This is a genomic window from Luteibacter mycovicinus, assembly GCF_000745235.1.
GTDB lineage: Bacteria > Pseudomonadota > Gammaproteobacteria > Xanthomonadales > Rhodanobacteraceae > Luteibacter > Luteibacter mycovicinus.
In genome coordinates this window covers 1358203-1382700 of sequence record NZ_JQNL01000001.1, presented here as the reverse complement: position 1 = coordinate 1382700, position 24498 = coordinate 1358203, and the positions used below count along the sequence as shown (strand labels likewise).

Here is a 24498-nt window from a genome sequence, read left to right as displayed (position 1 = left end):
CGCCCGGCTTTTTTTGTTGTCCGGGATGCCTCAGCGAATCTGGAAGCTCACGCGCACAGGTGCGCCGACGCCGTTCGGTATCACCATGTACTCGAAGTTCCCACCTTCCCGGCCACTTGCCTCCCAGGTACGGCGGTAGCCAATGACGGTGCCACGGCCGTTGCAGGGCGCCGTTCGTCCGTTGACCTTGCACAACGCATGCGTCTGAACCTCACGCAAGGGACTGCCCAGCAATCGCGCTTGAGCGTGTTTCCCGTAACCTATGTCATCCGTTCTGATGAGCATCGACGTTCCTCCGTGATCACGGGTGGTCGACGATCTTCCCGACGTGTCTTCGAAGCCTCCCTTACTCGAGGTGACGGATGATACGAAAGCGCGGGAGAGATTGTTTCCTTGTGCGAAGGCTTGCGTCGATAACATAAAAAAGGCTGCTGCAGCGAGCACGTCTGCTTTCATCGAGGATCTCCACGAATACAAGTTTCAGGGTCCTCATCGTTATGAAAGACGCCGCGCATCACACATCAGGGGCTAAGGATTCTTTCGTAGGGTGAGTCTCGATCGTCTTCGTCTTTTCCTGTTTTCGTCTTCCTCGTAAGCGAACAGATCGATCGTGCGAAAGATTTCGTCTCGCATGGCTGTTGATGGCTGGCGGCATACCCGCGGTTTTGCTTTGCTTGGTCCTCTCTCAAAAGAGGACATCGGCATGCACGTCTCAGCGCCATTAGCGAATTCGTATCTTTCGGCCACCCAGTCCATAGCGGTGCCCGCAAGATGTTCACCTCGGACCGTTGAGTCGCCATCGGCGCCCGGCAACGTCGCGCGCATCGATTTCTCACGCATCACGCCGCGGCAGCTTCAGGCCTACCTCGACGAAAACCTCAAAAATGGCACGATCGATATTGGCGATGCCTCCACACTGGGAAGTTCGATCCCAGGGGAGTGGTATACCGAGCGGGCCGATTCGCCCATCGATCTTAAAGGGACGATCGAAGGCATCGCCAGCTTCGACCGTCGTAACGGCTACGATACGGCTGCGGTGTTCTACGAAGGGCTCGCAGCCCGCATGAGCCTCATGGAACAAGCTTCGGCGCGCATCTCCGTGACGGTGTGATCTACCTCGGCGTGTTGGCCGCGTCATGCGCTAATCTTGCACCATGTCACAGCGGACCATCCCATCGCCACGTCCCATCTCGGCCACCGCTCGCGATGTCGCCGAAGCCGCCGGCGTGTCGATTTCCGCCGTCTCCCGGACGTTCACCCCAGGTGCCAGTGTCTCCGCCAGGACGCGCGAACGTGTGACCGAGGCGGCGACGCGCCTGGGCTATCGCCCCAATCATTTAGCGCGCAGCCTCATGACCGGCCGCACCGAGCTGATCGGGCTGGTCTCGAATCATTTCGCCAACCCGACCTTCATGGAGGTCTTCGACCTGTTCACCCGTGAGCTGCAGGCGAGGGGCCTTCGCCCGCTGCTGGCGAACCTCGGTGAGGACGAAGATGGCAGGGCAGCCATCGACATGGTGCGCCAGTACAACGTGGATGCCGTGCTGATTGCGACCTCCGCGCCGCCAGCGGGCTTCGCCGCTTCGTGTCGCGAGGCGGGGCTGCCCGTGCTGCATGTCTTCGGCCGGCCAGGGCGTTCGTCGCCCGTTCCGGTGGTGACGGTGGACAACGAGGCGGGCGGGCGGATGGTAGCGGAGACGATGCGCGAACGCGGCCTGGTCCGGCTGGCGTTTATCGGCGGCTCCGCGCACGATGCGTCGACGCTGGATCGCGGTAACGGTTTCGCGTCCGCGGCGGGAGGTCTTCTGCTGGAGACCATCCATGCGGGCGACTACACCCACGAGCACGGCCGCAAGGCGATGCATGCGTTGCTCGATGGAGGTGCGGCCATCGATGGGGTTTTCTGTGCGGACGACGTGCTGGCGCTTGGTGCTATCGACGCGTGTCGTGAGCGTGGCTTGAGCGTGCCGGAGGACATCAGCGTCGTCGGGTTCGACGACATGCCGCTGGCGGCGTGGGCGTCCTATTCGTTGACCACGGTTCGTCAGCCCATTCGCGACATGGTGCTGCACGCCATCGAACGCATCGTCGCCTGGATGGAAAACCCCGAGACGATCCCGCGCAGCAAACTATTCACTTGCGAGCTCGTCCAACGGAACAGCCTCCGTAAGGCCGCCAAGCTGTAGGAGCGCGCCTGCGCGCGACCCCTGCAGCCGAGAACTCACCCCACATCGACCCACCGCCTCTCACGGTTCGACACCAGCGCCGCCGCGATCACCTTATCCACCTCATACCCATCGCGAAACGTCGGCCACACGGCATCGCCCGTCGCCACCGCCCGCAGAAAATCCCGTGCCTCGATCACGATCTGTTCGTTGTATCCGGTGCCGTGACCGACGCCCTGATTGAATGCCAGGTAATCCGGGTGCGCCGGTCCCATCAGCAGCTTCTGAAAGCCTCGGCGAGCCGGGTCACGCGAGGCGTCATACAGCCACAACGCGTTCTGGTCTTCCTGATCGAAGGCGATCGCACCGCGGGTACCGGTGATGCGATACGTGTAGCCCATCTTTCGTCCCGCGGCCATGCGACTGAAGCTGATGCTGCCGGTGGCTCCGTTGGCGAAGCGCAACAGCATCTGGCCAAGGTCGTCGTTCTCCACGGCTTCGGGACCATGTGCTCCGGCCCGGGTCGGCTGGACGATGCGTGTGTCCGCCACCAGGCTGGCGATCGGACCGACGAGGCGCAGGCAGGCGTTGACGATATGCGTGGCGACATCGCCCAGGGCGCCGGCTTCGGTTCCCGTGGCGATGCGCGTGCGCCATGAGGCGGGCAGCGAGGGATCGTGCAGATAGTCCTCGACATGCTCGGCGCTGATCTGGATGACATCGCCGATCTCGCCCGAGGCGACGATCTGCCGGGCAAGCTGACTGGCCGGCGTGCGGATGTAGTTGAAACCGACCATGTTCGCCAGGCCGGCCTTCTCGACCGCTTCGGTCATGGCGAGGGATTCCTCGGCACTGGCACCGAGTGGTTTCTCGCAGAAGATCGGTTTTCCCGCCGCGACACAGGCCATCACCATGTCGAGATGGGTGCGCGGTGGCGTGGCGATCACTACGGCATCCACCGCCGGATCGTCGACGAGTTCCCGCCAGTCGCCGGTGGATCGCCTCCACCCCCAGCGGGCGGCGTGTTCGGCGGCCCCCGCGGCGGTCGAGGTCGCCAGCATCTCGCAGATCGGTCGCAGCGTCGGTTCGAAAGTCGCCGCCACGCTGTGGAACGCCAGGGTGTGCGCTTTACCCATGTAACCGGCGCCGATCAATCCGATCCTCAGCTCGCTCATGGCATGGTCTTCCGGGGTTGGGAGAGGCCGACTCTACGGATGCTGCAATGCAGTTTGCAAGCGCTTGCAAATCGGCCTAGCGTAGTGACCGAGCCGGTACCTCGCCGGTCCTCCCACAACGCGCACCGCGCAGGAGTCCGCATGAATGCCTCCTTCCAGACCGATCGCCGACCATCCATCGTTCCGCGCGTCTTCACCGAAGACACGCTGGATACGGGCCTCATCGTCAACGAACTGCTCGACGGCATCGGCGCGGTGACCTTGCGGGGGCTGTTCAGCGCTGACGAAATCGCCGAGGCCCGCGCTATCGTCATGCGCGAATCGAACGCGGATGATCGTGGCGGAAAGGTCACGCATTTTCAGGGCGATGCCGAGCGGGCGGGGCGGATCAATCTGCAGCGTCGCGTATGGAATCTGCTCGCGAAGGGCGAGATTTTCTCGCGGATGGCGGCGCATCCGGCGATCATGAAGGTCATGCGCGCCTTCATCGGCAGCGAGTTCATCATGGGCTCGATCGCGGCCAATCGCATTCTTCCCGGCGGCCCCGGGCAGGAGCCCCATATCGATTATCCGTACTGGGATTACCACTCGCCGCAGACGCATCCCGTGCGTCTCAACTCGACGTTCCCGCTGAACGCGCAGGCGACGATCATGCTCGATCCGTTCACCGAGGAGACCGGAGCGACCGCCTATGTACCGGGTTCGCAGCGTCAGCTGCATTACCCGGATGAGAGCGATCGTTTCTTCGACCGGTGCGAACGCATGCTCGGCGAGCCGGGCGATACGGTGATCTTCTTCGGCGCGGTGTGGCATTGCGCGATGCCCAACCGGAGCACTATCGACCGTACGGCGATCATCACGCAGTACCTGCCGAAGTTCATCAAGCCGATGGAGGACATCCCGGCAGCCCTGCCGGCCGAGTTCGTGAAGAACGCGAGCGCGGACATCAGGCAGCTACTGGGACTGAATTATCCGTACCCGGAAGTGCTCGACGCGGCGCGCGGTGGAAATGCCGAAGGGCGGGATGTGATGAAGGCGCGCTGATAGCGGCGTCGATGCGGCCTGTATCGCCGCCGGGGTGGTTCCCATCCGAGCCACTCCGATCGACGTTACTTCGCGTCCCGCGGCGTCCGCACGTTGACGGCAACCGGCGTCGCTGGCGACGGGCTCCCGACGAAATGCACGACATCGTCCAGCACCGGCGGGGCTTTCTTCCCGCCGCGCAGCGCGAACAGAATCCCCATGTGCCCCATGTCGGGGTAGAGCTTCACCACTACCGATTCACCCTGGGCCTCGTAACGCCGCTGCAGGGAAAGCGCATTTGAAGGCCGCACGGTCGAATCGTCCTGACCTTGCAAAAGCAAAGCGGGGGGCTCGTCGCCATCGACGAAATTCACCGGTTGCGAGCGCGCCTGTTCGGCCGGTGTATGGCCGAACATGTCGATGAAGTCGTCGTCTTTCAGCGGCAGGAAGTCGTACGGCCCGGCCAGCCCGATAAAGCCGGACAGATCCCGCGGCTTCATGCCGACCGCGCCAAGCCAGCGCGCATCCGTGGCCAGCAGCGCGGCGATGTGCCCGCCTGCGGAATGGCCCATCACGAAGACGCGCCCGGTGTCGCCGCCATAGGTGCCGACGCGATCGTGCGTCCAGCGGACGGCCTTTGCCGCATCACCGACGAAGCCATCCAGTTTCACCTTCGGCCACAGACGGTAATCGGGCACGACGGTGACGATGCCCCGCGACGCCAGCGCCTCGCCCACCCAGCGGTACCACTGCCGCTTGCCGCTCTTCCAGCTGCCGCCGTAGAGGAACACCACGACGGGCGCGTTCTTCGCATCGACGGGGCCGTACACATCCAGCGCCAGCCCGTCCGACGGGTCGTAGACGATGTCGTGGTGGGCAACGACGCCGGTGGACGACTGGCGTGCATTGATCACACCGAACAGAGCGGACTGGCAGCCGGAGAGGAGCAGAGCGCCGAGGGAAACGAGGAAGAGTCGGGTCATGTAAGCACTCTACGGACCGCCCGTGAAAACGGATGCAGCGCCACGTCCGCCGTGCTTCCACACCGCTGTGATTCAGAACCCCGGTGATTCCATACCCCAGTGATTCCATACCCGGTGGGAGCCAACCCTGTTGGCGATGCTCTCAGCGAGCCGCCGGATGCCGCCGGATAAAGTCCACGGTGTCATCCAGCATCGGAGCCGACCGCTGCCGGGGCCCGAGTGCAAGCAAGAGCCCCTCATGGCCCACGGCGGGATAGAGCTTCAGTTCGACGGGCTCCCCCTGCTGCCGGTAACGCCCCTCGAACGCGACGGCCTCCGCCGGCGAGACGATCGTGTCCTTCTCCCCCTGCAGCAGAAGCGCGGGCGGCTCGTCGCCATCCACGAAGTTGATCGGCTGCGAACGCGCCTGCTCGGCAGGCGTGTGTCCGAAGATGTCCGCGAACTCGGGTTCGTCGAAGGGAATGAAGTCGTAAGTTCCGGCCACGCCGATGAACCCGGCCAGATCGCGCGGACGCATGTCGACGGCGGCAAGCCACTGCTTGTCGACGGCAAGCATGGCGGCTATCTGGCCGCCCGACGAGTGGCCCATGACGAACTCATCGCGCGGATCGCCCCCGAATTCCCCGGCGTGGTCGTGTGCCCAGCGCACGGCTTCCGCACCATCATGCAGAAAGCCATCCTGTCGCGCGGCCGGCCAGAGCCGGACGTCGGCAATGATTGTCACGATGCCGCGAGCGGCCAGTGCCTCGCCCACCCAGCGGAACCACTGGCGCTTCCCGCTCATCCAGCTGCCGCCGTAGAAGTAAACGACGACGGGCGCGTGGGTCGCCTGCGCCGGAGCGTAGACGTCCAGTGCGATATTCAGTGCGCGGTCGTAAACGAGATCGCGATGTGCCACGACGCCATCGGTGGACTGGCGAGCATTCATCGCGCCGAAGAACGCCGACTTGCAGCCGCCGAGGAGCACAACGAACAGAAGGATGAAGGCGCGAAGGGACATGAGCGGGATTGTAGCCGTGGGCGCCTTGCATAGGCCTTCCTGCGGTCCAGCGGCTAGAATCCGGACATGACCGATGTCCGCACGATCCTGCGCCAGGCCGCCGAGGCCCTTGGCGACCGACTCGAGGCCGAGCTGCTGCTGGCCCATGTGCTGGGGGTGAATCGCGCGTGGTTCTTTGCGCATGCCGATGACGAACTCGGCGCCGACGCCACGGCGGCGTTCGGAGGCCTGGTGCGCCGGCGTGCGGAAGGCGAGCCGGTCGCTTACATCACGGGCACGCGGGACTTCTGGTCGATGACCCTGGAGGTGGGACCCGCCACGTTGATACCGAGGCCGGAAACCGAGCTTCTGGTGGAGCTCGTTCTGGAGCGACTGCCTGCGGGAGGACGCGTGCTCGACCTCGGAACGGGTAGCGGGGCGATCGCCCTCGCCGTGGCGAAGGAGCGGCCCGATGCCTCGGTCACGGCCGTCGACTTCAGCGAGCCGGCGCTGGTTGTCGCACGGCGAAATGCGGAGCGCCACGGTCTGCAGCGCGTACGCTTCGCTGCCAGCGACTGGTATTCCGCGGTGGGTGACGAGCGTTTCGACGTCATCGTCAGCAATCCTCCGTATATCGAGTCAAGCGACGCGCATCTCGGACAGGGCGACCTGCGTTTCGAGCCGGCAAGCGCGCTCGCTTCAGGGGAGGACGGTCTCGGCGACATCCGGCGCATCGCCTCCGGCGCATCCGCGCATCTCGCCGACGGTGGCTGGCTGCTCATGGAGCACGGCTGGAACCAGGGTCAGGCTGCTCGTTCCATTATCGAGCGCACGGGTCTCATGGACGTTTTCACCGCACAGGATCTTGAGGCGCGGGATCGCGTGAGCGGAGCGAGGTTGGCAGTCCGATGAGCCTGACGAGCGAAAACCTGCCCACGGTCTTTGCTCTTTATCACGTGCACTCGATCGGCCCAGGTGCCGGCGACGTCAAAGATCTGGGCATGCATGCGTCGCGTGCGAACGCCGAATCGTCCGTCGCGGCTTACCTCGATTTGCCCGGTTTCAGGCGAACCCCCGATGGATTTCGCGTGATCGCTTACGCCATCGACGTGCTGCTCTGGCCCATGGGATTCGCCGTCGCGGACGGCTTGCCCGGGCTGCTCGCCCGCCACTCTCCGGAGGGTGCGGCGACGGAGCTGGCCGAGGTTCACGTGGTCTGGCATGAGTTCGAAGAGCCCGCGGAAATCGACCATGAGCGCGTGGTCGGCGTCTTCTCGACGCGCGCGCTTGCCGAAGAGGCGGTAGCCGCCAGCAGGCGACTCCCGGGTTTTGCCGACTATCCCGATGGCTTCATGACCGGAGCCGTTACGCTTGGAGAGCGTGGCTGGACCGAAGGATTCGCCACCGTCGACGGACGCGAACCTCCATCGCTTTCTTCATTGCTCGCCGGGTGCTCAGGTCGCATCACGCGGCATGGTGATCTCGCGCTTCTCGACGTGGCCGCCCTGTCCGACGTGCTTGTGGCGATGGGTGATATCGGTGTTCGTCCCCTTGGTATTAACGGATTCGTGTCCGGTGGACATGGGATCAATCCCGATCCTGATCAGACACTCGATCTTTCCGGATGCGCGACGGTTCGCTGTTCGCTTGATGAAGCGCAGCGGTTCGTCGGGACGAGCGCGCGGGCCGATCGGCTTTATGAGCTGGTGACAGCGGATGCCGGGCGTCCACTACTTGTGCCCGAACGCGCGTTGCTCGTGCACGTGATCGGCAAGGCAGGCATGGCTGAACCCGAGGCCGCGTGGCTTGATGCGCTTCGTGTAACCGATCTCGCGAATGGTGGCCTGGGCGGGTTTCGTGTCGTGTTCCCGGAGCCGGGTGACTACACGCGAGCAGTAAGCGACTTTGCCTTCGACGATAGCGACGGCGTACAGGTGCAAGGGCGGTTGAACGTCGACGATGACGGCATGCCGTACGAGGTCGAGATGTCGCGAGTCGACTTGCTGCCTCTACAGTCACTTCCCAAGGACTGGGCCGACGGCTGAGTTGCCGACGGCCCACGTGCGATGACTCAGCCCGCGCTGGCCACTTCCGTCGCCACGAACTGCGGAAACCGCGCAACGATCGCGCTGCGGATCTGTGGGAGGTCGAGCCCGGCCATCGTGAGGACTTCCTCGCGGCTCCCGTGCTCGAGATAAGCGTCCGGCAGACCCAGATGCAGGATCGGCAACGTCACGCCATTGGCGGCCAGCAATTCGGCCACGCCCGCACCGGCACCGCCGGCGATGGCATTGTCCTCGATGGTGACGAATGCTTTGTGCGTCCGCGCCATCTCGAGGATGAGTTCCTCGTCCAGTGGTTTCACGAAGCGCATGTTCACCAACGTGGCATCAGTCTCCGCGGCGATAACAGCGGCAGGTGCCAGCATCGTGCCGAAAGAAAGAATCGCCAGACCGTGGTGCCCGCGACGGCGCACTTCGGCCTTGCCGATCGGATACGTCTCCAGCGCCTCGACCATCTTCGCGCCCGGGCCGGTACCGCGCGGATAGCGAATGGCGGCCGGGCCGTGGTACTGATAGCCCGTGCTCAGCATGATGCGGCATTCGTTCTCGTCGGCTGGCGCCATGATCACCATGTTCGGCAGGCAGCGCATGAACGACAGATCGAAACTGCCCGCGTGCGTGGCGCCGTCCGGACCGACCACACCCGCGCGGTCGACCGCGAAGGTGACATCGAGGTTCTGCAGGGCGACGTCGTGGATGGCCTGGTCGTAGGCGCGCTGCAGGAACGAGGAATAGATCGCCACGACGGGCTTCGCACCCTCGACCGCCATGCCCGCAGCAAGCGTGACCGCATGCTGCTCGGCGATGGCCACGTCGAAATAACGCTGCGGGTATTCCTTCGAGAAACGCACCAGGCCGGAGCCTTCGCGCATCGCCGGGGTGATGCCGAGCAAGCGCTCGTCGGCGGCCGCCATGTCGCACAGCCAGTCGCCGAAGATATCGGTATAAGTCGGTTTGGCGGGCGCGCTCTTCTTGACGAGGCCGGCCACCGGGTCGAACGGACCTACGGCGTGGTATTCGATCGGACCTTTTTCGGCAGGCTCGTAGCCCTTGCCCTTGGTCGTCATCACGTGGACGAGCTGCGGGCCGGGGAGGTCCTTGGCGGTCTCCAGGGCCTGTACCAGCTGCGCCATGTTGTGCCCGTCGATGGGACCCGTGTAGTGGAAGCCCAGTTCCTCGAACAGGGTGGACGGCACGAACATGCCCTTGGCGTGTTCTTCCCAGCGCTTGAAGAAACGGCCGAAGAACGACTCCCTCGGCATGGCCTTCTTGGCCCGCTCCCGCCAGGCGTTGAGCGTGCGGCTGGACATGGCGCGGGCCATCATCTTGGTCATCGCGCCGACGTTTTCGCTGATCGACATGCCGTTGTCGTTGAGGATCACCAGCATGTTCGGCTCGACGTCGCCGCCGTGGTTGAGGGCCTCGAAGGCCATGCCGGCGGTCATCGCGCCGTCGCCGATGACGGCGACGACCTTGCGGTGGTCGCCACGGCGCTGCAGAGCGATGGCCATACCCAGTGCGGCCGAAATGGACGTGGACGAATGCCCGACGCCGAAGGTGTCGTACTCGCTTTCCTCGCGGCGGGGGAAGGGAGCCAGGCCGTCCTTCTTCTTGATCGTGGTGATGCGGTCGCGGCGGCCGGTCAGGATCTTGTGCGGGTAGCACTGGTGACCCACATCCCAGACGAGGCGGTCTCGCGGGGTATCGAGCACGTGGTGCAGGGCGACCGTGAGCTCGACGACGCCCAGTCCCGCGCCGAAGTGACCGCCCGACGAGGCGACGGCCTCGATCAGGTACCGGCGCAGTTCGTCGGCGATCGCCGGAAGTTCGTCTTCCGGGAAACGCCGGAGATCCTCCGGCGAGTCGATCTGCGCCAGATAAGGGTAGCGGGAGAGGTCGTTCATCCGCCTATTGTTCGCCTACGGAGGGGCGGGGGCAAGGGACGACGTGTGAAACCTTGCGGGCAAAGGCGGGCGGGATTCAGGCGGGGCGCCGATCCCGTGGCAGATGGCTGACCAGAAATTCCATCTGATCGGCCAGGATATTGCGGTTGGAAAGGATCAGGTGCTCCACCCAGCTGGGCCGGTAGGGCACGGCCAGAAGCGGCATGCGGGCCTGCTGCGGGGTACGGTTGCTCTTGCGCAGATTGCAGGCCAGGCAGGCGCTGACCACGTTCTCCCACTCGTCCGCGCCCTTCTTGGACAAGGGCAGCACGTGGTCGCGGGTGAGTTCGTGGCGGGTGTAGTGGTGACCGCAGTAGAGACAGATGTGCCGGTCGCGGGCGAAGAGGGCCGTGTTGGTCAGCGCCGGCGCCGGATCGACGGCGTGTTCTCGGCAGTGGCCGGTGCTGGCCACGATGGGGTGAAGCTCGAGGCTGCTCTGCATGCCGAGCGCCCGGTTCATCCCGCCGTGGACGGTCAGGCAGGCGTCGCCCAGTGTCCAGGCCACCACGCCGCGGACATACAGGCAGACGGCGTCCTGCCAGCTGATCCAGTCCAGGATGCGGCCCGCCGCGTCGAGCGACAGCACGCGCGTCGTATGCAGCGCGCTTACCCTCGGCAGGTCCTCTTGGAGCACTTCCATCGTCATCGGGTCTCGTCCTTCACTAAAGCGAAAGAGCGTTCCAGCAAGCCGAACTCCGTGCGGATCGGGGGGCCGATCCCGCCTCCTGGGAGGCGTTCGCCCGAGCATAGCCCATTATTGCGACGGAATCGCGCACGCCCGGTACGGTTCTTGCGGGGCTGTAGCGGTCATGAAGCGCTGATATAGTGGGGGTTCGTTAACGCCTGCGCGGGTTTGGAAGGGGGGCCGGGGTGGCTTCCCAGGTCCGGCGGGTCCATGAGGGTTTCTCAGTGGCAGAAGTGCTTTTCTACGAGCGTCCGGTTCCCCTGAATCGCACGGCGCATCGCGATCTCCGTCTCAAGGCGGTGAACAACATCCGTTTCGCGGCCACGGCGCACTCCGTGCCCCTGACCGGCGTCGAGTTCGCGCCCGCCGCGCGTGACTTCCCGATCCTCTTCGCTGGCAACAGCATGGAAGAGGCCGGCCCGATGGCCCTCCTCGGCCTGCGTCAGGGCGAGAACCTGCTGGTCGGTGAGAACGGCTTCTGGGAACAGGGCATGTACATCCCGGCGTTCGTCCGCCGCTATCCGTTCGTGCTGGCCGAGAAGCCGGCCGGTGCCGAAGGCGACGACTTCACCGTTTTCCTCGACGAGGCCTACGAAGGCTTCAACGAAACCGAAGGTGAGCGTCTGTTCAACGAAGACGGCACCGACGCGCCGGCGCTGACCAATGCCGTGAATTTCCTCGGCGAGTTCCAGGACCACGTCGCCCGTACGCAGTGGTTCATGGGCAAGCTCCGCGAGCACGACCTGCTCGAGCCGCGCACCATCACCCTGCAGAAGGAAGGCAAGGGCATCAACCTCAACGGCCTGTTCGTCATCAACGAAGAGAAGCTGCGCGCTCTCGACGAGAAGGTCGCCGGTGAATTCCTCCGCGAAGGCGCCTTCGGCTGGATCTACGCGCACCTGGTGTCGCTGGCCAACATCGACCGCATGGCCGCGCGTCTCGACACGCGCGAGCAGAAAGAAGTCACGACCCCCACGGTCTGATTGTCTGGCTCCATCAAAAAAAGGCCACCCGCGAGGGTGGCCTTTTTCGTTCCACCGCCTCGATCAGCGAACCGGCTTCGCCAGCCGTATCAGGTCCGTATCGAAGCCATGCTTCACATACATGTCGCGGGCCCGCTCGTTGCCGGGGAACACGGCCAGCGTTACAAACTGGCAGCGATGGTCCTTGGCCCAGGCGTAGGCGTGGTCGAGCAGGAAGGTACCGACGCCTTCGCCCTCGTGTTCTTTCGCCACCGCGATATCGGAGATATGGCAGTTGTCGCGATGCGTGAAGAAGTCCTTGGTTTTCTGAAGATGCACGAAGCCCACAGGGTCACCGTCTTCGTTCTCGGCGACGAAGATGTAGCTGTTGGACGGTTGTTCGTCGAGGTGTCTGACCAGGTCCGACTCGATGCCCTTGAGGCAATCGGTCTTGCTGCGCCCGTTGGGCAGCGGGAAGTCGACGAAACGGTGGAGCAGGCCAAGGATGAACTCGTCATCGTCGCTCTCGGCGAGACGGATCAGAAACGGAGAGTCGCTCATCGGGTCGGGCACCGTCGCGGTGGGAAGGCTGGCCAGAGCCTTTTCTACACCTTCGGGGGTGGCGGGGAAACCCCCGCCACCCTCCAGCGGGTTACAGCAGTTCCGGCAACGTCGCCACGCCTGCCTCGATCGCCGCCTTGTGGACGTGGATACGCGGCAGGATGCGGCTGAAATAGAACGTGGCCGTGTCGCGCTTGGCCTGCTTCGCATCGGCGGGGAGGTGTGAGCCCTCGGCGGCGAGCACGCTGCGTGCCCAGCAGTAAGCCAGGGTCACATAGCCCGACAGATAGAGATAATCCACCGCGGCCGCGCCCAGCTCCTCCGGGTTGGCCTGTGCGCTCTGGGCGATCGCCTGGGTCAGATCGCCCCAGGTCTTGGTCGCCACGGCGAGAGGCCCGATGAAAGCCTTGACGCTTTCCGTGGTCTGGTGCGCCTGGCAGAACGCCGAAATCTCACCGAGGAAATGCTTCAGACCGGCGCCCTGCAGCTGCATGACCTTGCGGCCGAGCAGGTCCAGCGCCTGGATCTGCGTGGTGCCTTCGTACAAGGTGATGATGCGCGCATCGCGGACGAACTGCTCCATGCCGTGCTCGGCGATATAGCCGTGACCGCCGAAGATCTGCAGGGCTTCCTTGGTGCATTCCTGCGCGGCTTCGGTGAGCAGGCCCTTGGCGATCGGAATCAGGAAGGACAGCAGTTCACCGGCTTCCTTGCGCGCCTGCGGATCCGCATCGCGCGACTCGATGTCGCTCTGCAGCGCGGCGTAGGCGGCGAGCACGCGGCCACCTTCGACGAAGGCACGCTGGGTCAGCAGCATGCGGCGCACGTCGGGATGCACGGTGAGCGGATCGGCCGGCTTGTCGGGCAGTTTCGCACCGGACAGCGCACGCATCTGCAGGCGCTCACGGGCGTAGTTGAGGCTGTTCTGCAGGGCGCGCTCGGACACTGCAAGACCCTGGATGCCGACGGCGAGCCGCGCGGCATTCATCATGGTGAACATCGCCACCAGACCCTTGTGGGCGGGACCGATCAGCCAGCCTTCGGCCTCGTCGAAGTTCATCACGCAGGTGGCCGAGCCCCTGATGCCCATCTTGTGTTCGATGGCGCCGGCGGCGACGGCGTTGCGCTCGCCGAGGCTGCCGTCTTTGCCTACCTTGAACTTCGGCACGACCAGCATCGAGATGCCCCGGCTGCCGGCCGGCGCGTCGGGAAGCCGCGCGAGCACGAGGTGGATGATGTTCTCGGCGAAATCGTGTTCGCCCGCGCTGATGAAGATCTTGGTGCCGGTAACGCGGTAGCTGCCGTCCTCGTTCGGCTCGGCGCGGGTCTTCAGCAGGCCCAGATCCGACCCGGCCTGCGGCTCGGTGAGACACATGGTGCCGGTCCAGCGACCTTCGACCAGCGGCTTCAGGAAGGTTTCCTGCTGCCATGCGTCGCCGTGGTGCTCGAGGGCGTCGGTGGCGCCGTGCGAGAGCAGGGGGTAGATGCCCCAGGCCAGGTTGGCCGAGTCGATCATTTCCTTGGTCATCGCGCCCAGCACGGCGGGCAGGCCCTGGCCGCCGAACTTCTCGTGCGCGGTGAGACCGGCCCAGCCGCCTTCCGCGTACTGGCGGTAGGCTTCCTTGAAGCCTTTGGGCGTGGTGACCGACGCGGTGGCCTTGTCGTAATGGCAGCCTTCCTGGTCGCCGCTCGCGTTCAGGGGTGCGAGCACCTGCTCGTTGAAGCGGGCGGCCTCGTCGAGCACGGCATCGAGCAAGTCGCGCGTGTGGCCCTCGCCGCCTTCCAGCCGGGCGAGCACGGCTTCGGCGCCGAGTACGTCGTAAAGCGCGAAGCGCATGTCGTCGAGGGGGGCTTTGTAGATCGTCATGGCGAATCCTGGCGTCGCGGCGGGCGCGGCTGGGTGAGGTCAGGGAGAGCGATAGGTATCGGGGATGCCGGGTACCGGCGACAGCCAGTTGCGTCCGTGCACCTCGAAGGTGCGGGGCTTCTTTTCCTGCTCCGGGAGGGCGGTGATCGTTCCTTCGATGGCATAGGGCAACGAGCCGGAGCTGCCTTTGGCGGCCAGTTCGGCCAGCGCTTTCGACATGTCCGGTGTCGGCAAAAGATCGATTTTCGCCACGTCGGCGGCGAACGACGGGATGTCCTGATCGACCTTCGCATCGAGCAACACCCCGGCGAGATTGCCCACCTGCAGGGTGCCCTGGAACGTCTCGAACGACATGCCGCCGTAACTGTTGTTACGGACGCGCAGGGTCAGGTGCCAGACGCCTCCCGGCCTGGCAGTGACTTCCTGCAAGGTCACCGACGGCGGAAAAACACTCTTTTTCGCGGGGCCGCAGGCGGCGAGCGTGGCCACGCCGAGAAGCAGCGCGATGCGTGCGAACGAGTTGCGGACGGTCGAGATCATTCCCTGGGCTTCCGGCATGGGTGCGTCGAACAGGTGTCGGATGGTAGCGCCGGGCATGCATGCGCGCGAGACGTGCGTTTGAAACGCGGTTCCCAAGCGGGGAGCGAGCAGGCATCATCAGCGATCATCATCCAAGACCATCGATTCTCCCTATGACCCGACGCATCGCCGCACGACGTTCGCCCATCCACGGAAACGGCGTCTTCGCCACCGCGCCCATCAAGGCCGGCGACGAGATCGTCGAATACAAGGGCGACATCATCACCCACGCCCAGGCCGACAAGAAGTACGGCGACGGTGGCGAGACAGGACACACCTTCCTCTTCACGCTGAACGAGAAGTTCATCGTGGACGGCAACAGCAACGGCAATACGGCGCGCTGGATCAACCATGGCTGCGATCCCAACTGCCAGGCCGTGGTTGAGGAAGCCGTGGAAGGCAAGCCGTCGAAGAAGGACCGCGTGCTGATCGAAGCCATCCGCGATATCGCGCCCGGCGAAGAGCTGACCTACGACTACGGCATCACGCTGGACATGCCGCATACGGCGCGCCTGAAGAAGATCTGGGCCTGCCTGTGCGGCTCGCCGAACTGCATCGGTACGATGCTCAAGCCGAAGCGCAAGGCCGCCTGATCCTTCTCTTCACGTTTGCTCACGGGGCGCCGACGCCTGCGCGACGCCCCGGTCATGCTCCGCCATTGATCCTCGGAATACACCCTTTCCGAGGAATCATCATCATGGCAAGCCAATCTCTCGACGGTCGTCGCATCGCCGTGATCGCCACCGACGGCTTCGAACAGTCCGAGCTGACCGAGCCGAAGCGCCTTCTCGAAGCCGCCGGCGCGACGGTGGACGTCATCTCTCCCGGCGATGCCACGCAGATCAAAGGCTGGGACAAGAAGGACTGGGGCAAGAGCGTCGATGTCGACGTACGGCTCGACGACGCCGACGCCGGTAAGTACGACGCACTGGTGCTTCCAGGTGGCGTGATCAATCCGGACAACCTGCGCACGGACGAGAAGGTGCTGGCCCTGGTCAAGGCGATCGCTGGCGCGGGCAAGCCTGTCGCCGCGATTTGTCATGGGCCGTGGACGCTGATCAACGCCGGGCTGGTAAAGGGCAAGAAGCTGACTTCATGGCCTTCGCTGAAGCAGGATCTGGTCAATGCGGGTGCGAACTGGGAAGACAGTCAGGTCGTGCAGGACGGCAACCTGATCACCAGCCGCAAGCCGGATGACATCCCGGCGTTTACGGATGCCTTGATCAAGGCTGTGGCGGCCTGATCCGGGAGCACTGCCAGGGCCGGCTTCCAAAGCCTGCCCTGGCGGGAGCCGGCTCCGCTGGCGATCGACCCGCCTCGGCCTGAGGTCCCCGGGATCAGTCCTCGTCCACCCGCGGCCTCCACTGCTCCGCCAGCTTTCGCTGAATGGCCAATGGTGCCGTGTCGTAATGACTGAACGCCACGGCGAACCGCCCAAGTCCCCCGGTCGTCGACTTCAACTGTGTGGGATAGTCGGTGAGTTCCGCCAGGGGCACGCGCGCACGAATGAGCGTCTCGCCGCCCCGTAGCGCGTCGCTACCCATGATCTGTCCACGCTTGCCGGCTAGCCCACCCGTCACGTCGCCGACATAGCGGTCCGGGATCGACACCTCCAGATCCATCACCGGCTCCAGGACCTGTGGCCGTGCTCGTGAGGCGGCATCGAGAAAAGCCTTGCGCCCCGCGCTGATGAAGGCGACTTCCTTCGAGTCCACCGGGTGATGCTTGCCGTCATAAACCGTCACACGCAGGTCCTGCATCGGGTAGCCCGCCACCGCTCCGATTTCCAGCGCCTGACGCACACCTTTCTCGATCGCGGGGATGAACTGGTTCGGGATGACGCCGCCCCTGGTCTCATCCGCGAAGATAAAACCCATGCCGCGCTCCAGCGGCTCCACGCGCAGAAATACTTCGCCGAACTGTCCCGCGCCGCCGGTCTGCTTTTTGTGCCGATGATGGCCCTCGGCACGCACGCCGATGGTCTCGCGGTAGGCGATGCGCGGCGGGTGCGTAACGACGTCGATGTCATATCGCGACTTCATCCGTTCGATCATGAGTTTCAGGTGCAGGTCTGACAGACCTCGCACCACGGTCTCATTCAGCTCCTTGTGATGTTCGACGCGGAAGCAGGGGTCTTCTTCCGCGAGCCTCGCCAGTGCCTGCGACAGTTTCTGTTCCTGCCCCTTATGTGCCGGTTCGATCGCCAGTCCGAACATGGGTGACGGGAACGGCGCCGCATCGAGATGGATGCCCGCTTCGTCCGCGGCATCATGCAACACGGCGTCGAAGTGGATGTCCTCGACCTTCGCCACCGCGGCAATGTCACCGGGCAGGGCTTCGTCCACTTCGACATGTTCACGCCCCTTCAGGCGGAACAGATGCGCCACCTTGAACGGCTTGCGTCCGTCGTCGACGAGCAGTTGCGAATCCCGGCGCACCGTTCCCTGCCAGACGCGAAAAACGCCGAGCTTGCCGACGAAGGGATCGTTGATGATCTTGAACACGTCGGCGACCACATGGCCTCCGGCATCGGCGGCCACCTCGAAACGCGTGCCGGCGTCGTCATGGAAGGGGGGAGGATTCGTTTCACCGGGACAGGGCAGAATACGCTCCACGATCTCCAGCAGTTCACTCACGCCGATACCGTCGCGCGCACCGGTGAATACGATGGGCACCAGATGACCGTCGCGGAGACAGTGCTCGAACGCGCCACGCATTTCCGTCGCGCTCAACGCCGACTCGCCCGCGTCGAGATAGTGCGCCATCACGTCGTCGTCGATCTCGACCACCTGATCGATGATGCGCTGGTGTGCCTCCCCGGGTGACGAGAAATCCGTATCTCCCGTCGTCTGGAAAAAGGCGTCGCGCACGATATGTCCCTGCGATGCGGGAAGGTTGAGGGGAAGGCATTCGTTCCCGAATTCGTTACGCAGATCGTCCACCAGCAGAGCGAGGTCCGCGCCCTCGGCGTCGATGCGATTGACCACGATGATGCGTGCGAGCCGACGCTCCTTCGCGTAATTCATCATGGCCCGGGTGCCGTGTTCGATGCCGTTGGCCGCGTTGACGACGATCGCTACCGTGTCGGCGGCGGCGAGCGCCGCGAGTGCCGGGCCTCGAAAGTCGGCGTAGCCGGGGGTGTCCAGCAGATGGATGCGATAGCCGTTACGCTCGATGGAGGCGATCGAGGCATCGATCGAATGCCCGCGCGCTTTCTCCATCGGATCGGTGTCGGAAACGGTACTGCCTCGCTCCACGCTGCCCATGGCGGTCAATGCGCCGCCGGCGTGGAGCATGGCTTCGAACAGGGTGGTCTTGCCGGCGCCGGCGTGTCCGGCGAGGGCGAGGCTGCGGATGCGTTCCGTGGATTGGGACACGATGCGACCCTCCTTCAGTGACACGAAGGATCCCCCCAGACCGCTAGCCTTCTCCTCCCGGGATGAAGAATCAAGGGGAATCTTCCGGGCGCCGCGCGGTCTGAAGCCCGGGCTTACGTTGCACTCAGCAGTACCCCGCTAACATTTGCGACTTTTCATCGAGCCCAAGGGATATTTCCCCGCGTGCAATACCCCGGCAAGGCGCCACCGCCGTTCGTCGACACCCACCGGCTGGAGCCGGAGGCGTCGTCGCGCCTGCATGGGCTGGTGCCGCTGGACCCGGAGACGCTCGCCGTCCTCAGGGCTATGCGACGGCAGCCGCCGCCGCGGAACCGGGTGCGTTTCATCCTGGCGCTTGCCGCGGTCCTGGTCTTCCACGTCCTGCTGATTCTGGTCATCCGCTACGAGATGGAACCGCGGGTCCAGGTCGGCTTCTTCGTCCCCCAGGACAAGGCTGACGTACTCGAGGTGCGCTTCATCGAGCCGACCGCGCCGGCGCCCGCGGTGGAGGCACCTCCGCCGCCGCCGGTAAACGAACCGCCGCCGAAAGTCCGCTCTCCGGAGGCTACCCGTCCCGAGCCGCCGCCGAAAAAGAAGCCGGAGGCACCGCCGTCAGCCGACACTGCGCCCGCCGCGACGCCTTCCGATGCGCGGCCCGCGCCCAACCTGTTCGGCACCGACGGCTCGATTGCCCTGCCGAAGACCGGTGCGAACCCGGCGGGCTCGGACTACACGCCCCCCCGGCCGACGGATAACACAAGCGTGATGTCGCACAAGACCACGGTCACCTACACGCAGACCCGCTTCGAGAAGGACTGGGCACCGCGCGACGAGAACGTGGTCAGTCAGGGCATGCGCCGCGTCATCGAGAAGACCACGGTGAAGAAGACCATCGACCTCGGTCACGGTACGCGGGTGAACTGCTCCACGGTCTTGTTCGTGCTGCCGGTGGGCTGCGGTGGCGAGGACCCCTCGAAGGCCGCGCATAAGGACGGCGACACACGCCTGAACATGGCTAATGCACCGCTGGTAAAGGATCTGCCGGGCGCGCCGCCTCAGCGCACGGAAGCCGAATGCATCGCCGCGTACCGTGCCGACGAGCGGGTCAAGGAGGGCTGCCCGACCGACACGCCGCTGAAGGCGATGGATCAGGAAAACGCCGAGCGCGCACGCCGCACGGGTAACTGACGCCTGCGACGCACGCCACGATTGTGCGGCGCGGCGTCAGCGTGGACACTAGCGCCCGATGCCGAACACTCTGCCCCCGGACAGCGAGCGACCCGACGCCGCCACATCGCTGCCCGTCTCGCCGCGCGAGGCGGCGATGCACGCGCTTGTCTACCGTCGTCTGCTGCGTGAGAAGCCGCGGGCGAGCGGCCGCCGGATCGCAGGCTGGGTCGGCACGCTGGTCATCCATCTGTTGTTTCTGTTCGGGATGATCCTGGGGCCGGCGTATGACGTTCTCCCGCCACCGCCCGAACCGGAGCACCCGGACGCCCTGCAGGTGCGCCTCATCGACAAGCCGCCACCGCCGAAGCCACCCGTGCGCGGCACGCCGTCGACGGCCGCCGTGGCCAAGGTCAAATACACCACGAAGTGGTCCACCGCAGCCAGTCGCGCGGCCCAGGGTTCGCACGCGGCCGCCGTGGCGGCGGCAAAAACGCCATCGCGCCCTGCCGTGGCGGTGCCAGCCGCACAAGCCCCCAGGGTGAAGGCCGCGCCGAAGCCGGCGGCGCCACCGCCGAGCATGGCGGCAGTGGCGGATCGCCCTTTGGTTCAGCCCAAGGCGCCGCCACCGCAGCCCGAACTGGAGAAGGTCCCGGTTCCTGCTCAGGCACCGCCGGATCTCGCGATGGATACGCCCAGGCCCCAGGTCGTGCCCCCGACATTCCAGCCGGAACCCGTGCGTCCGCCGCAGGCGGAAGGCCTCGCGCCGATGCCTCCCCCGGCCTCGCTGGCGATTCCGCCGACGCCAGCGTCGCAGATGACCGTTACGCCGACGCCGCCCACGATCACCTCCGAGAGGACGGCGCCCATCCCAAAAACGTCGATGACGCTGGCGACGGTTCCGCGGCCGGATGTGGAGGAAAGCGCGGCACCGCCGACGCCACAGGACGTGCCCTTGCCCGAGGTCGCTCCCGAGCCGGTGGCGCCGCCGAAGCCCGACCTGGCGATGGATACGCGCCCCGTTCCGCCGAAGGTATCCGTGCAGCCCGTGACCGCGCCGCCGGTCGAGGCCGATGCCGATCTCGAGGCCGTACCGCTCCCGGACGCGGCGGCCAGACCGACGGTGTCGGCACCCGTCGCTATGGTGGACCGCCCGGCGGTGCAGGCACCGGCGGTGTCGCCGGGTGAGATGCAGCGTCCGGTCGCCGGCGCCGAGACGGCGCCATCGGCGCCTGGTCAGGCCCCGGGCGACACGGCCGCCGGTGAATCGACGGCACAGGCGGCCGCCAGCCAGGGCAAGCAGGGTGACAACAAGGCGGCCGAGCCCGTGCAAGGCCAGTCGGCGGGTAAGGCATCCCCGGGCGACGCCAACGTCGCCGGCTCGAACACTCCTGGCGCGAACCAGGAGTCCGGCAAGCCGGGCGCGGCCAGGGGCGCGGACGAAGGCGACCGCGTCACCGGCGCCAACGGCACGTCGGATCGCAGCGACGGGGTCGCTGGCGGGCAGGGCGTAAAAGCGGGGCAGGTCGGCGCGTACACCGAGCTGAGGCCACGCGGAAATGTTCTGCCGCAGAACGGCGCGCGCGTGCATATCGACTACAAGGCGACCCGTTTCGACGGCGCCTGGACGCCCAAGGGCGAATCGTCCGTCGATACGGCCGTGCGTCATGGTGTCGAGGCGACGACGGTGAAGTTCGCGGTGCCGCTCCCTCGTGGCATCCGCCTCAATTGCACGGCGGGTCCGGGTAACGCCGGCAGCAAGGCGGCGGGCAATCCGGGAATGAATGCGATCTCCCTGCTGACGCTGGGCTGCAGCGGTGGCGACGGTCCGCCCAAGCCGGCCAGTCAGGACGCCGTGGCGAAGACCCAGACCATGGCGCCGGCGAAGCCGCTGGCGGAGAACCTGCCGCCCGCGAACAGCTCCACCGTCGCCGCCGCACCGGTCGCACTGGATAACACCGCGCTCTGCACGACGGCGCGCATCACCGGCGGGCCCTTGCCACCCGGTTGCGAGGCGTCGATCAAGATCAACGTGCCCGCGCCGTCGGCGAATTCCGGCTCGTGGGTACCCGCGAGCGATCAGTTCAAGTAGGCAGACGGCGAATCTCGGTGCCCGCGACCATGTCGTGGATCGCGCGGCGCCGTTGATCGAACCAGGCGGGACTCAGCAGGATCGCCCACCCGATGACCGGCGCCCACAGGGCCGCTTTCAGCGACGTCAGGGGAAAAATCAGCACGAGCGCGAGCGGAAGCGCCGCGATGACGAGGCGCACGGATCCGCGCTTCCAGCTCGCTCGCTCGCCCTTGGTATCCGTGACGCGGATGCGCCACGGCCGCATGCCGAGCGTCTGTCCGCCGCGCACCCAGGACAGCAGAAAATAAGCGCCCACCACGAGGCCCTGTAGCGGCTGATACCACCAGGTCAGCATCCGCCCGTGCTCGTCGAACAGCTTCCCGCCGGTGACCATCTGCGCGAGCAGGCCCACCACCATGACGATGGCGACGACCGCGAGCGCGTCGTAGACGATCGCCGCGAAGCGGCGCCATGCGGGAGCGGGCGAAGTCGGAGTCATGCGATTCCATGGCGTTGGCGACGCGGCATTGTAGACGGGATGCGCCATGCAAGCGGCGCGATAAATCGACAGCCGAATCCGGTTCCTTATCGCTCAAGTCAATGGTTTTTAAGCACTATGTGTGAAATGCTTCTCATTGACCCCGTGTGGTCCGTCTTCCTAGGCTGTCGACGAGGATGCGGTGATGGGCCGCGTCACCGACCAAGGACGCTTCGACATGGCGCTCAGACTGAGTTCGTCGTTCTCCGCACTGGATACCTACCTTCGCGCATTCGATGCGGACCAGCAAATGGTCCCGAAAGAATTCCTGCTGCTTCGTCGTGACGCGGACGATCATCTTTCGCGTGTCACCGAGATCGCTACCGGCGCATTTAGGCAGGCCGCCGATACGCTCGTGGAGACGATGCAGGCGTGCGCGCTGGAAGCAAGAAAGAAGCATCTGTCCGCGGAGCAGCGCGAGGTGCTCAAAGAAGCGGTGGAGCATCAGCTCGGGTATGTGATTGCAGGTTATCAGTCAACTCTTCAGCGGCTTTGAGCGATCCGCAACAGACGTGCGACTATCGCGGCGTATCCCTCGATCGTCTTTGCCATGCCCTCCGCCGCGTCAGTTGTCGTAAGCCCCGCCGAACTCGCCGCCGACGATACGCGCCTGATCGCCCGCTTCATCGAGCGCGTCTGGTCGGAAGACGGTCTCGCCGAGCGCACGCTCGAAGCCTACAAACGTGACCTTGAGGGGCTGGCGCGCTGGCTCGGCACGCGGGGAAAGGGACTGGCCACGGCCGGTCGCGACGATCTGTCCGCGTATCACGGCAGCCAGCCCGTCGCCGTGCGCAGCATGGCGCGGCGACAGTCGGCCTTTCGCCGGTTTTACGCGCAGCTGGCGCGCGACGACGGTGCGCGAGAGGATCCGACCTTGCTGATGCAGCGCCCGCGCATGCCGCGTGGACTGCCCAAGGCGCTTGCCGAGCGGGAGATCGAGTCGCTGATTGTCGCGCCGGACATCGGCACTCCGCTGGGCCAGCGTGACCGCGCAATGCTCGAATTGATGTACTCCTCCGGCTTGCGGGTGTCGGAACTGGTCGATCTGCCACTGGCGGGTCTGAACACGCGGCAGGGCGTACTGCGGGTCACCGGCAAGGGGGGCAAGGACCGGCTCGTGCCCGTGGGAGAGGAGGCGCTGGCGCATGTGGAAACCTACCTGCGCGAGGCGCGTCCCCTGCTGGCGAAAGGGCACGGCCAGCCGGCGGCGTTGTTCCTTTCGAAGCGGGGCGGAGCGATGACCCGGCAGATGTTCTGGACCCTCGTCAAACGTTATGCCGTGCAAGTGGGCATTCCATCGAAACGGGTATCCCCGCACGTCCTGCGTCACTCCTTCGCTACGCATCTTCTCAATCACGGCGCCGACCTGCGTGCCCTGCAGATGCTGCTCGGTCACAGTTCGCTGAGCACCACGCAGATCTACACCCTGGTGGCAAAGGAAGGTCTCAAGCGCCTTCACGCCCAGCACCACCCGCGTGGCTGATGCCCATGCCACAATCGGGGGAACCGAAAGCGGCGAACGTGTTCCAACGCTCTCCCGCATCCCCCCGGTGACAGATGGAGTCGTACCGATGTTGAAAAAAATCCTCCCGGCGCTGATGGCTGGCGCTTTCGCCATGGGCGCCCACGCCGCCGACGATACGAAAGCCGTCCGCGACGCGGTCGAGGCGCTTGGCCCGGGCATTACGGTGGATAGCATCTCCGCCGCGCCGATGCCGGGTTTCTATCAGGTCGTGGCCTCGGGCCGCATGGTTTATGTCAGCGCCGATGGCCGTTACATGATCAACGGCAACCTGGTCGACCTGAAGTCGAAGACCGATCTCAGCGCCGCCAGCTGGGCCGCCACACGCAAGGTCGAGCTCGCCAAGGTGCCGGCCTCGCAGCGCCTCATCTACGCGCCCGCCAATCCCAGGCACACCGTCACCGTCTTTACCGACGTCGACTGCGGTTTCTGCCGCCAGCTGCACTCGCAGATCGCCGAGTACAACAAGCAGGGTATCGCGGTGGAGTACGTGTTCTGGCCGCGCGAGGGCGTGAAAACCACGGCGGGCAACGACACCCCGTCGTATACCAAGGCCGTCTCGGTCTGGTGCGCCGCCGACCGCAAGAGCGCCTTCAACGCGGCGATGAGCGGCGCGACCCCCAAGGCCGCCACCTGCGCCAATCCGGTGAAGGACGAGTTCGAGCTGGGCGAGCGTCTGGGCGTGAACGGCACCCCGACCATCGTTACCGAGAACGGCGACGTCGTAGGTGGCTATGTCACCCCGGCTCAGCTGCTGAAGGCCCTTCAGGCTCCGGCCGGCACCATTCGCGGCGGCTGATCCGGCCGGTCGCCGGCAACATCGGGCCCGCCCCGA

Annotated in this window: 24 protein-coding genes; 13 read left to right on the top strand and 11 right to left on the bottom strand. The window is 65.4% G+C overall.

The annotated features are described in order from the left end of the window. Window positions 1-30: 30 nt before the first annotated feature. The gene (locus FA85_RS21390) at window positions 31-456 is read right to left on the bottom strand and encodes a DUF4879 domain-containing protein (RefSeq protein ID WP_079522636.1); all 426 of its coding nucleotides are present in this window, start codon (window positions 454-456) and stop codon (window positions 31-33) included. A 175-nt stretch (window positions 457-631) separates the two neighbouring features. Between FA85_RS21390 and FA85_RS06300 the strand changes: the two genes are divergently transcribed. Then, complete coding sequence (locus tag FA85_RS06300; RefSeq protein ID WP_156108686.1) at window positions 632-1111, top strand: hypothetical protein; 480 nt, start codon at window positions 632-634, stop codon at window positions 1109-1111. 43 nt (window positions 1112-1154) lie between these two features. Beyond that, a complete protein-coding gene (locus FA85_RS06295; protein ID WP_197056490.1) occupies window positions 1155-2186 on the top strand; it encodes a LacI family DNA-binding transcriptional regulator in 1032 nt (343 codons plus the stop codon). Between the two features lie 35 nt (window positions 2187-2221). Here FA85_RS06295 and FA85_RS06290 read toward each other — a convergent pair whose 3' ends face one another. Then, on the bottom strand, window positions 2222-3340 hold the full coding sequence (locus FA85_RS06290) for a Gfo/Idh/MocA family protein (RefSeq protein WP_036110704.1): 1119 nt from the start codon (window positions 3338-3340) through the stop codon (window positions 2222-2224). Window positions 3341-3481: 141 nt separating this feature from the next. Here FA85_RS06290 and FA85_RS06285 point away from each other — a divergent pair, with 141 nt between their 5' ends. Then, the gene (locus FA85_RS06285; RefSeq protein WP_051943334.1) at window positions 3482-4384 is read left to right on the top strand and encodes a phytanoyl-CoA dioxygenase family protein; all 903 of its coding nucleotides are present in this window, start codon (window positions 3482-3484) and stop codon (window positions 4382-4384) included. A gap of 65 nt (window positions 4385-4449) precedes the next feature. On the opposite strand, the gene FA85_RS06280 is transcribed toward FA85_RS06285, so the two are convergent. Beyond that, window positions 4450-5346, bottom strand: a complete 897-nt coding sequence (locus FA85_RS06280) for an alpha/beta hydrolase (protein WP_051943335.1) — start codon at window positions 5344-5346, stop codon at window positions 4450-4452. 142 nt (window positions 5347-5488) lie between these two features. Further along, window positions 5489-6346 (bottom strand): alpha/beta hydrolase, encoded by an 858-nt coding sequence (locus tag FA85_RS06275; protein ID WP_036117148.1) that lies wholly within the window; start codon window positions 6344-6346, stop codon window positions 5489-5491. A gap of 66 nt (window positions 6347-6412) precedes the next feature. Here FA85_RS06275 and prmC point away from each other — a divergent pair, with 66 nt between their 5' ends. Together prmC and FA85_RS22115 are read left to right on the top strand one after the other, a co-directional pair. Continuing rightward, window positions 6413-7237, top strand: coding sequence for a peptide chain release factor N(5)-glutamine methyltransferase (gene prmC / locus FA85_RS06270; RefSeq protein WP_036110707.1), 825 nt, complete (start codon window positions 6413-6415; stop codon window positions 7235-7237). Beyond that, a complete protein-coding gene (locus FA85_RS22115) occupies window positions 7234-8370 on the top strand; it encodes a DUF6984 family protein (protein ID WP_036110710.1) in 1137 nt (378 codons plus the stop codon). Before prmC ends, FA85_RS22115 begins: the two co-directional genes overlap by 4 nt. Before the next feature lie 26 nt (window positions 8371-8396). On the opposite strand, the gene dxs is transcribed toward FA85_RS22115, so the two are convergent. Further along, window positions 8397-10292: a 1-deoxy-D-xylulose-5-phosphate synthase gene (gene dxs / locus FA85_RS06260; protein WP_036110713.1), complete on the bottom strand. Its 1896-nt coding sequence runs from the start codon at window positions 10290-10292 to the stop codon at window positions 8397-8399. Window positions 10293-10368: 76 nt separating this feature from the next. Then, window positions 10369-10971: an HNH endonuclease gene (locus tag FA85_RS06255; protein WP_139382817.1), complete on the bottom strand. Its 603-nt coding sequence runs from the start codon at window positions 10969-10971 to the stop codon at window positions 10369-10371. A gap of 269 nt (window positions 10972-11240) precedes the next feature. On the opposite strand from FA85_RS06255, the gene FA85_RS06250 reads away from it, so the two are divergent. Then, entirely contained in the window at window positions 11241-11999 is a 759-nt protein-coding gene (locus tag FA85_RS06250) for a SapC family protein (protein ID WP_036110718.1), read from the top strand. Between the two features lie 63 nt (window positions 12000-12062). Here FA85_RS06250 and FA85_RS06245 read toward each other — a convergent pair whose 3' ends face one another. The 3 genes from FA85_RS06245 to FA85_RS06235 form a co-directional block, all read right to left on the bottom strand. Beyond that, window positions 12063-12539, bottom strand: coding sequence for a GNAT family N-acetyltransferase (locus FA85_RS06245; protein WP_036110721.1), 477 nt, complete (start codon window positions 12537-12539; stop codon window positions 12063-12065). A 91-nt stretch (window positions 12540-12630) separates the two neighbouring features. Continuing rightward, window positions 12631-14406 (bottom strand): acyl-CoA dehydrogenase C-terminal domain-containing protein, encoded by a 1776-nt coding sequence (locus tag FA85_RS06240; protein WP_036110724.1) that lies wholly within the window; start codon window positions 14404-14406, stop codon window positions 12631-12633. A gap of 39 nt (window positions 14407-14445) precedes the next feature. Then, window positions 14446-14946 (bottom strand): hypothetical protein, encoded by a 501-nt coding sequence (locus tag FA85_RS06235; RefSeq protein WP_051943337.1) that lies wholly within the window; start codon window positions 14944-14946, stop codon window positions 14446-14448. A 152-nt stretch (window positions 14947-15098) separates the two neighbouring features. Between FA85_RS06235 and FA85_RS06230 the strand changes: the two genes are divergently transcribed. Both FA85_RS06230 and FA85_RS06225 read left to right on the top strand, forming a co-directional pair. Beyond that, window positions 15099-15578 (top strand): SET domain-containing protein, encoded by a 480-nt coding sequence (locus tag FA85_RS06230; protein WP_036110728.1) that lies wholly within the window; start codon window positions 15099-15101, stop codon window positions 15576-15578. A gap of 104 nt (window positions 15579-15682) precedes the next feature. Next, on the top strand, window positions 15683-16228 hold the full coding sequence (locus tag FA85_RS06225) for a type 1 glutamine amidotransferase domain-containing protein (protein WP_036110731.1): 546 nt from the start codon (window positions 15683-15685) through the stop codon (window positions 16226-16228). Window positions 16229-16322: 94 nt separating this feature from the next. Here the strand turns inward: FA85_RS06225 and fusA are convergent, their stop codons facing one another. Further along, entirely contained in the window at window positions 16323-18362 is a 2040-nt protein-coding gene (fusA, locus tag FA85_RS06220) for an elongation factor G (RefSeq protein ID WP_036117152.1), read from the bottom strand. 183 nt (window positions 18363-18545) lie between these two features. On the opposite strand from fusA, the gene FA85_RS06215 reads away from it, so the two are divergent. After that, complete coding sequence (locus tag FA85_RS06215; protein WP_051943340.1) at window positions 18546-19550, top strand: hypothetical protein; 1005 nt, start codon at window positions 18546-18548, stop codon at window positions 19548-19550. 58 nt (window positions 19551-19608) lie between these two features. Continuing rightward, window positions 19609-21621, top strand: a complete 2013-nt coding sequence (locus tag FA85_RS06210; protein WP_036110733.1) for a hypothetical protein — start codon at window positions 19609-19611, stop codon at window positions 21619-21621. Here the strand turns inward: FA85_RS06210 and FA85_RS06205 are convergent. Continuing rightward, window positions 21614-22102 carry an RDD family protein gene (locus FA85_RS06205; protein ID WP_036117154.1) on the bottom strand — a complete coding sequence of 163 codons (489 nt, stop codon included), beginning with the start codon at window positions 22100-22102 and terminating at the stop codon, window positions 21614-21616. The genes FA85_RS06210 and FA85_RS06205 overlap by 8 nt on opposite strands. A 184-nt stretch (window positions 22103-22286) precedes the next feature. Between FA85_RS06205 and FA85_RS06200 the strand changes: the two genes are divergently transcribed. The 3 genes from FA85_RS06200 to FA85_RS06190 all read left to right on the top strand — a co-directional run bounded on the left by FA85_RS06200 (window position 22287) and on the right by FA85_RS06190 (window position 24462). Next, entirely contained in the window at window positions 22287-22637 is a 351-nt protein-coding gene (locus FA85_RS06200; RefSeq protein WP_036110735.1) for a hypothetical protein, read from the top strand. A gap of 54 nt (window positions 22638-22691) precedes the next feature. Beyond that, complete coding sequence (gene xerD, locus FA85_RS06195) at window positions 22692-23624, top strand: site-specific tyrosine recombinase XerD (RefSeq protein WP_036110738.1); 933 nt, start codon at window positions 22692-22694, stop codon at window positions 23622-23624. Between the two features lie 88 nt (window positions 23625-23712). Then, window positions 23713-24462 carry a DsbC family protein gene (locus FA85_RS06190; protein WP_036110741.1) on the top strand — a complete coding sequence of 250 codons (750 nt, stop codon included), beginning with the start codon at window positions 23713-23715 and terminating at the stop codon, window positions 24460-24462. Window positions 24463-24498 lie beyond the last annotated feature (36 nt).

Coding starts and splice junctions, on each gene's coding strand:
- FA85_RS21390 (WP_079522636.1), bottom strand. CDS start 456: ATGAAAGCAGACGTGCTCGCTGCAGCAGCCTTTTTTATGTTATCGACG.
- FA85_RS06300 (WP_156108686.1), top strand. CDS start 632: ATGGCTGTTGATGGCTGGCGGCATACCCGCGGTTTTGCTTTGCTTGGT.
- FA85_RS06295 (WP_197056490.1), top strand. CDS start 1,155: ATGTCACAGCGGACCATCCCATCGCCACGTCCCATCTCGGCCACCGCT.
- FA85_RS06290 (WP_036110704.1), bottom strand. CDS start 3,340: ATGAGCGAGCTGAGGATCGGATTGATCGGCGCCGGTTACATGGGTAAA.
- FA85_RS06285 (WP_051943334.1), top strand. CDS start 3,482: ATGAATGCCTCCTTCCAGACCGATCGCCGACCATCCATCGTTCCGCGC.
- FA85_RS06280 (WP_051943335.1), bottom strand. CDS start 5,346: ATGACCCGACTCTTCCTCGTTTCCCTCGGCGCTCTGCTCCTCTCCGGC.
- FA85_RS06275 (WP_036117148.1), bottom strand. CDS start 6,346: ATGTCCCTTCGCGCCTTCATCCTTCTGTTCGTTGTGCTCCTCGGCGGC.
- prmC (WP_036110707.1), top strand. CDS start 6,413: ATGACCGATGTCCGCACGATCCTGCGCCAGGCCGCCGAGGCCCTTGGC.
- FA85_RS22115 (WP_036110710.1), top strand. CDS start 7,234: ATGAGCCTGACGAGCGAAAACCTGCCCACGGTCTTTGCTCTTTATCAC.
- dxs (WP_036110713.1), bottom strand. CDS start 10,292: ATGAACGACCTCTCCCGCTACCCTTATCTGGCGCAGATCGACTCGCCG.
- FA85_RS06255 (WP_139382817.1), bottom strand. CDS start 10,971: ATGGAAGTGCTCCAAGAGGACCTGCCGAGGGTAAGCGCGCTGCATACG.
- FA85_RS06245 (WP_036110721.1), bottom strand. CDS start 12,539: ATGAGCGACTCTCCGTTTCTGATCCGTCTCGCCGAGAGCGACGATGAC.
- FA85_RS06240 (WP_036110724.1), bottom strand. CDS start 14,406: ATGACGATCTACAAAGCCCCCCTCGACGACATGCGCTTCGCGCTTTAC.
- FA85_RS06235 (WP_051943337.1), bottom strand. CDS start 14,946: ATGATCTCGACCGTCCGCAACTCGTTCGCACGCATCGCGCTGCTTCTC.
- FA85_RS06230 (WP_036110728.1), top strand. CDS start 15,099: ATGACCCGACGCATCGCCGCACGACGTTCGCCCATCCACGGAAACGGC.
- FA85_RS06225 (WP_036110731.1), top strand. CDS start 15,683: ATGGCAAGCCAATCTCTCGACGGTCGTCGCATCGCCGTGATCGCCACC.
- FA85_RS06210 (WP_036110733.1), top strand. CDS start 19,609: ATGCCGAACACTCTGCCCCCGGACAGCGAGCGACCCGACGCCGCCACA.
- FA85_RS06205 (WP_036117154.1), bottom strand. CDS start 22,102: ATGACTCCGACTTCGCCCGCTCCCGCATGGCGCCGCTTCGCGGCGATC.
- FA85_RS06200 (WP_036110735.1), top strand. CDS start 22,287: ATGGGCCGCGTCACCGACCAAGGACGCTTCGACATGGCGCTCAGACTG.
- xerD (WP_036110738.1), top strand. CDS start 22,692: ATGCCCTCCGCCGCGTCAGTTGTCGTAAGCCCCGCCGAACTCGCCGCC.
- FA85_RS06190 (WP_036110741.1), top strand. CDS start 23,713: ATGTTGAAAAAAATCCTCCCGGCGCTGATGGCTGGCGCTTTCGCCATG.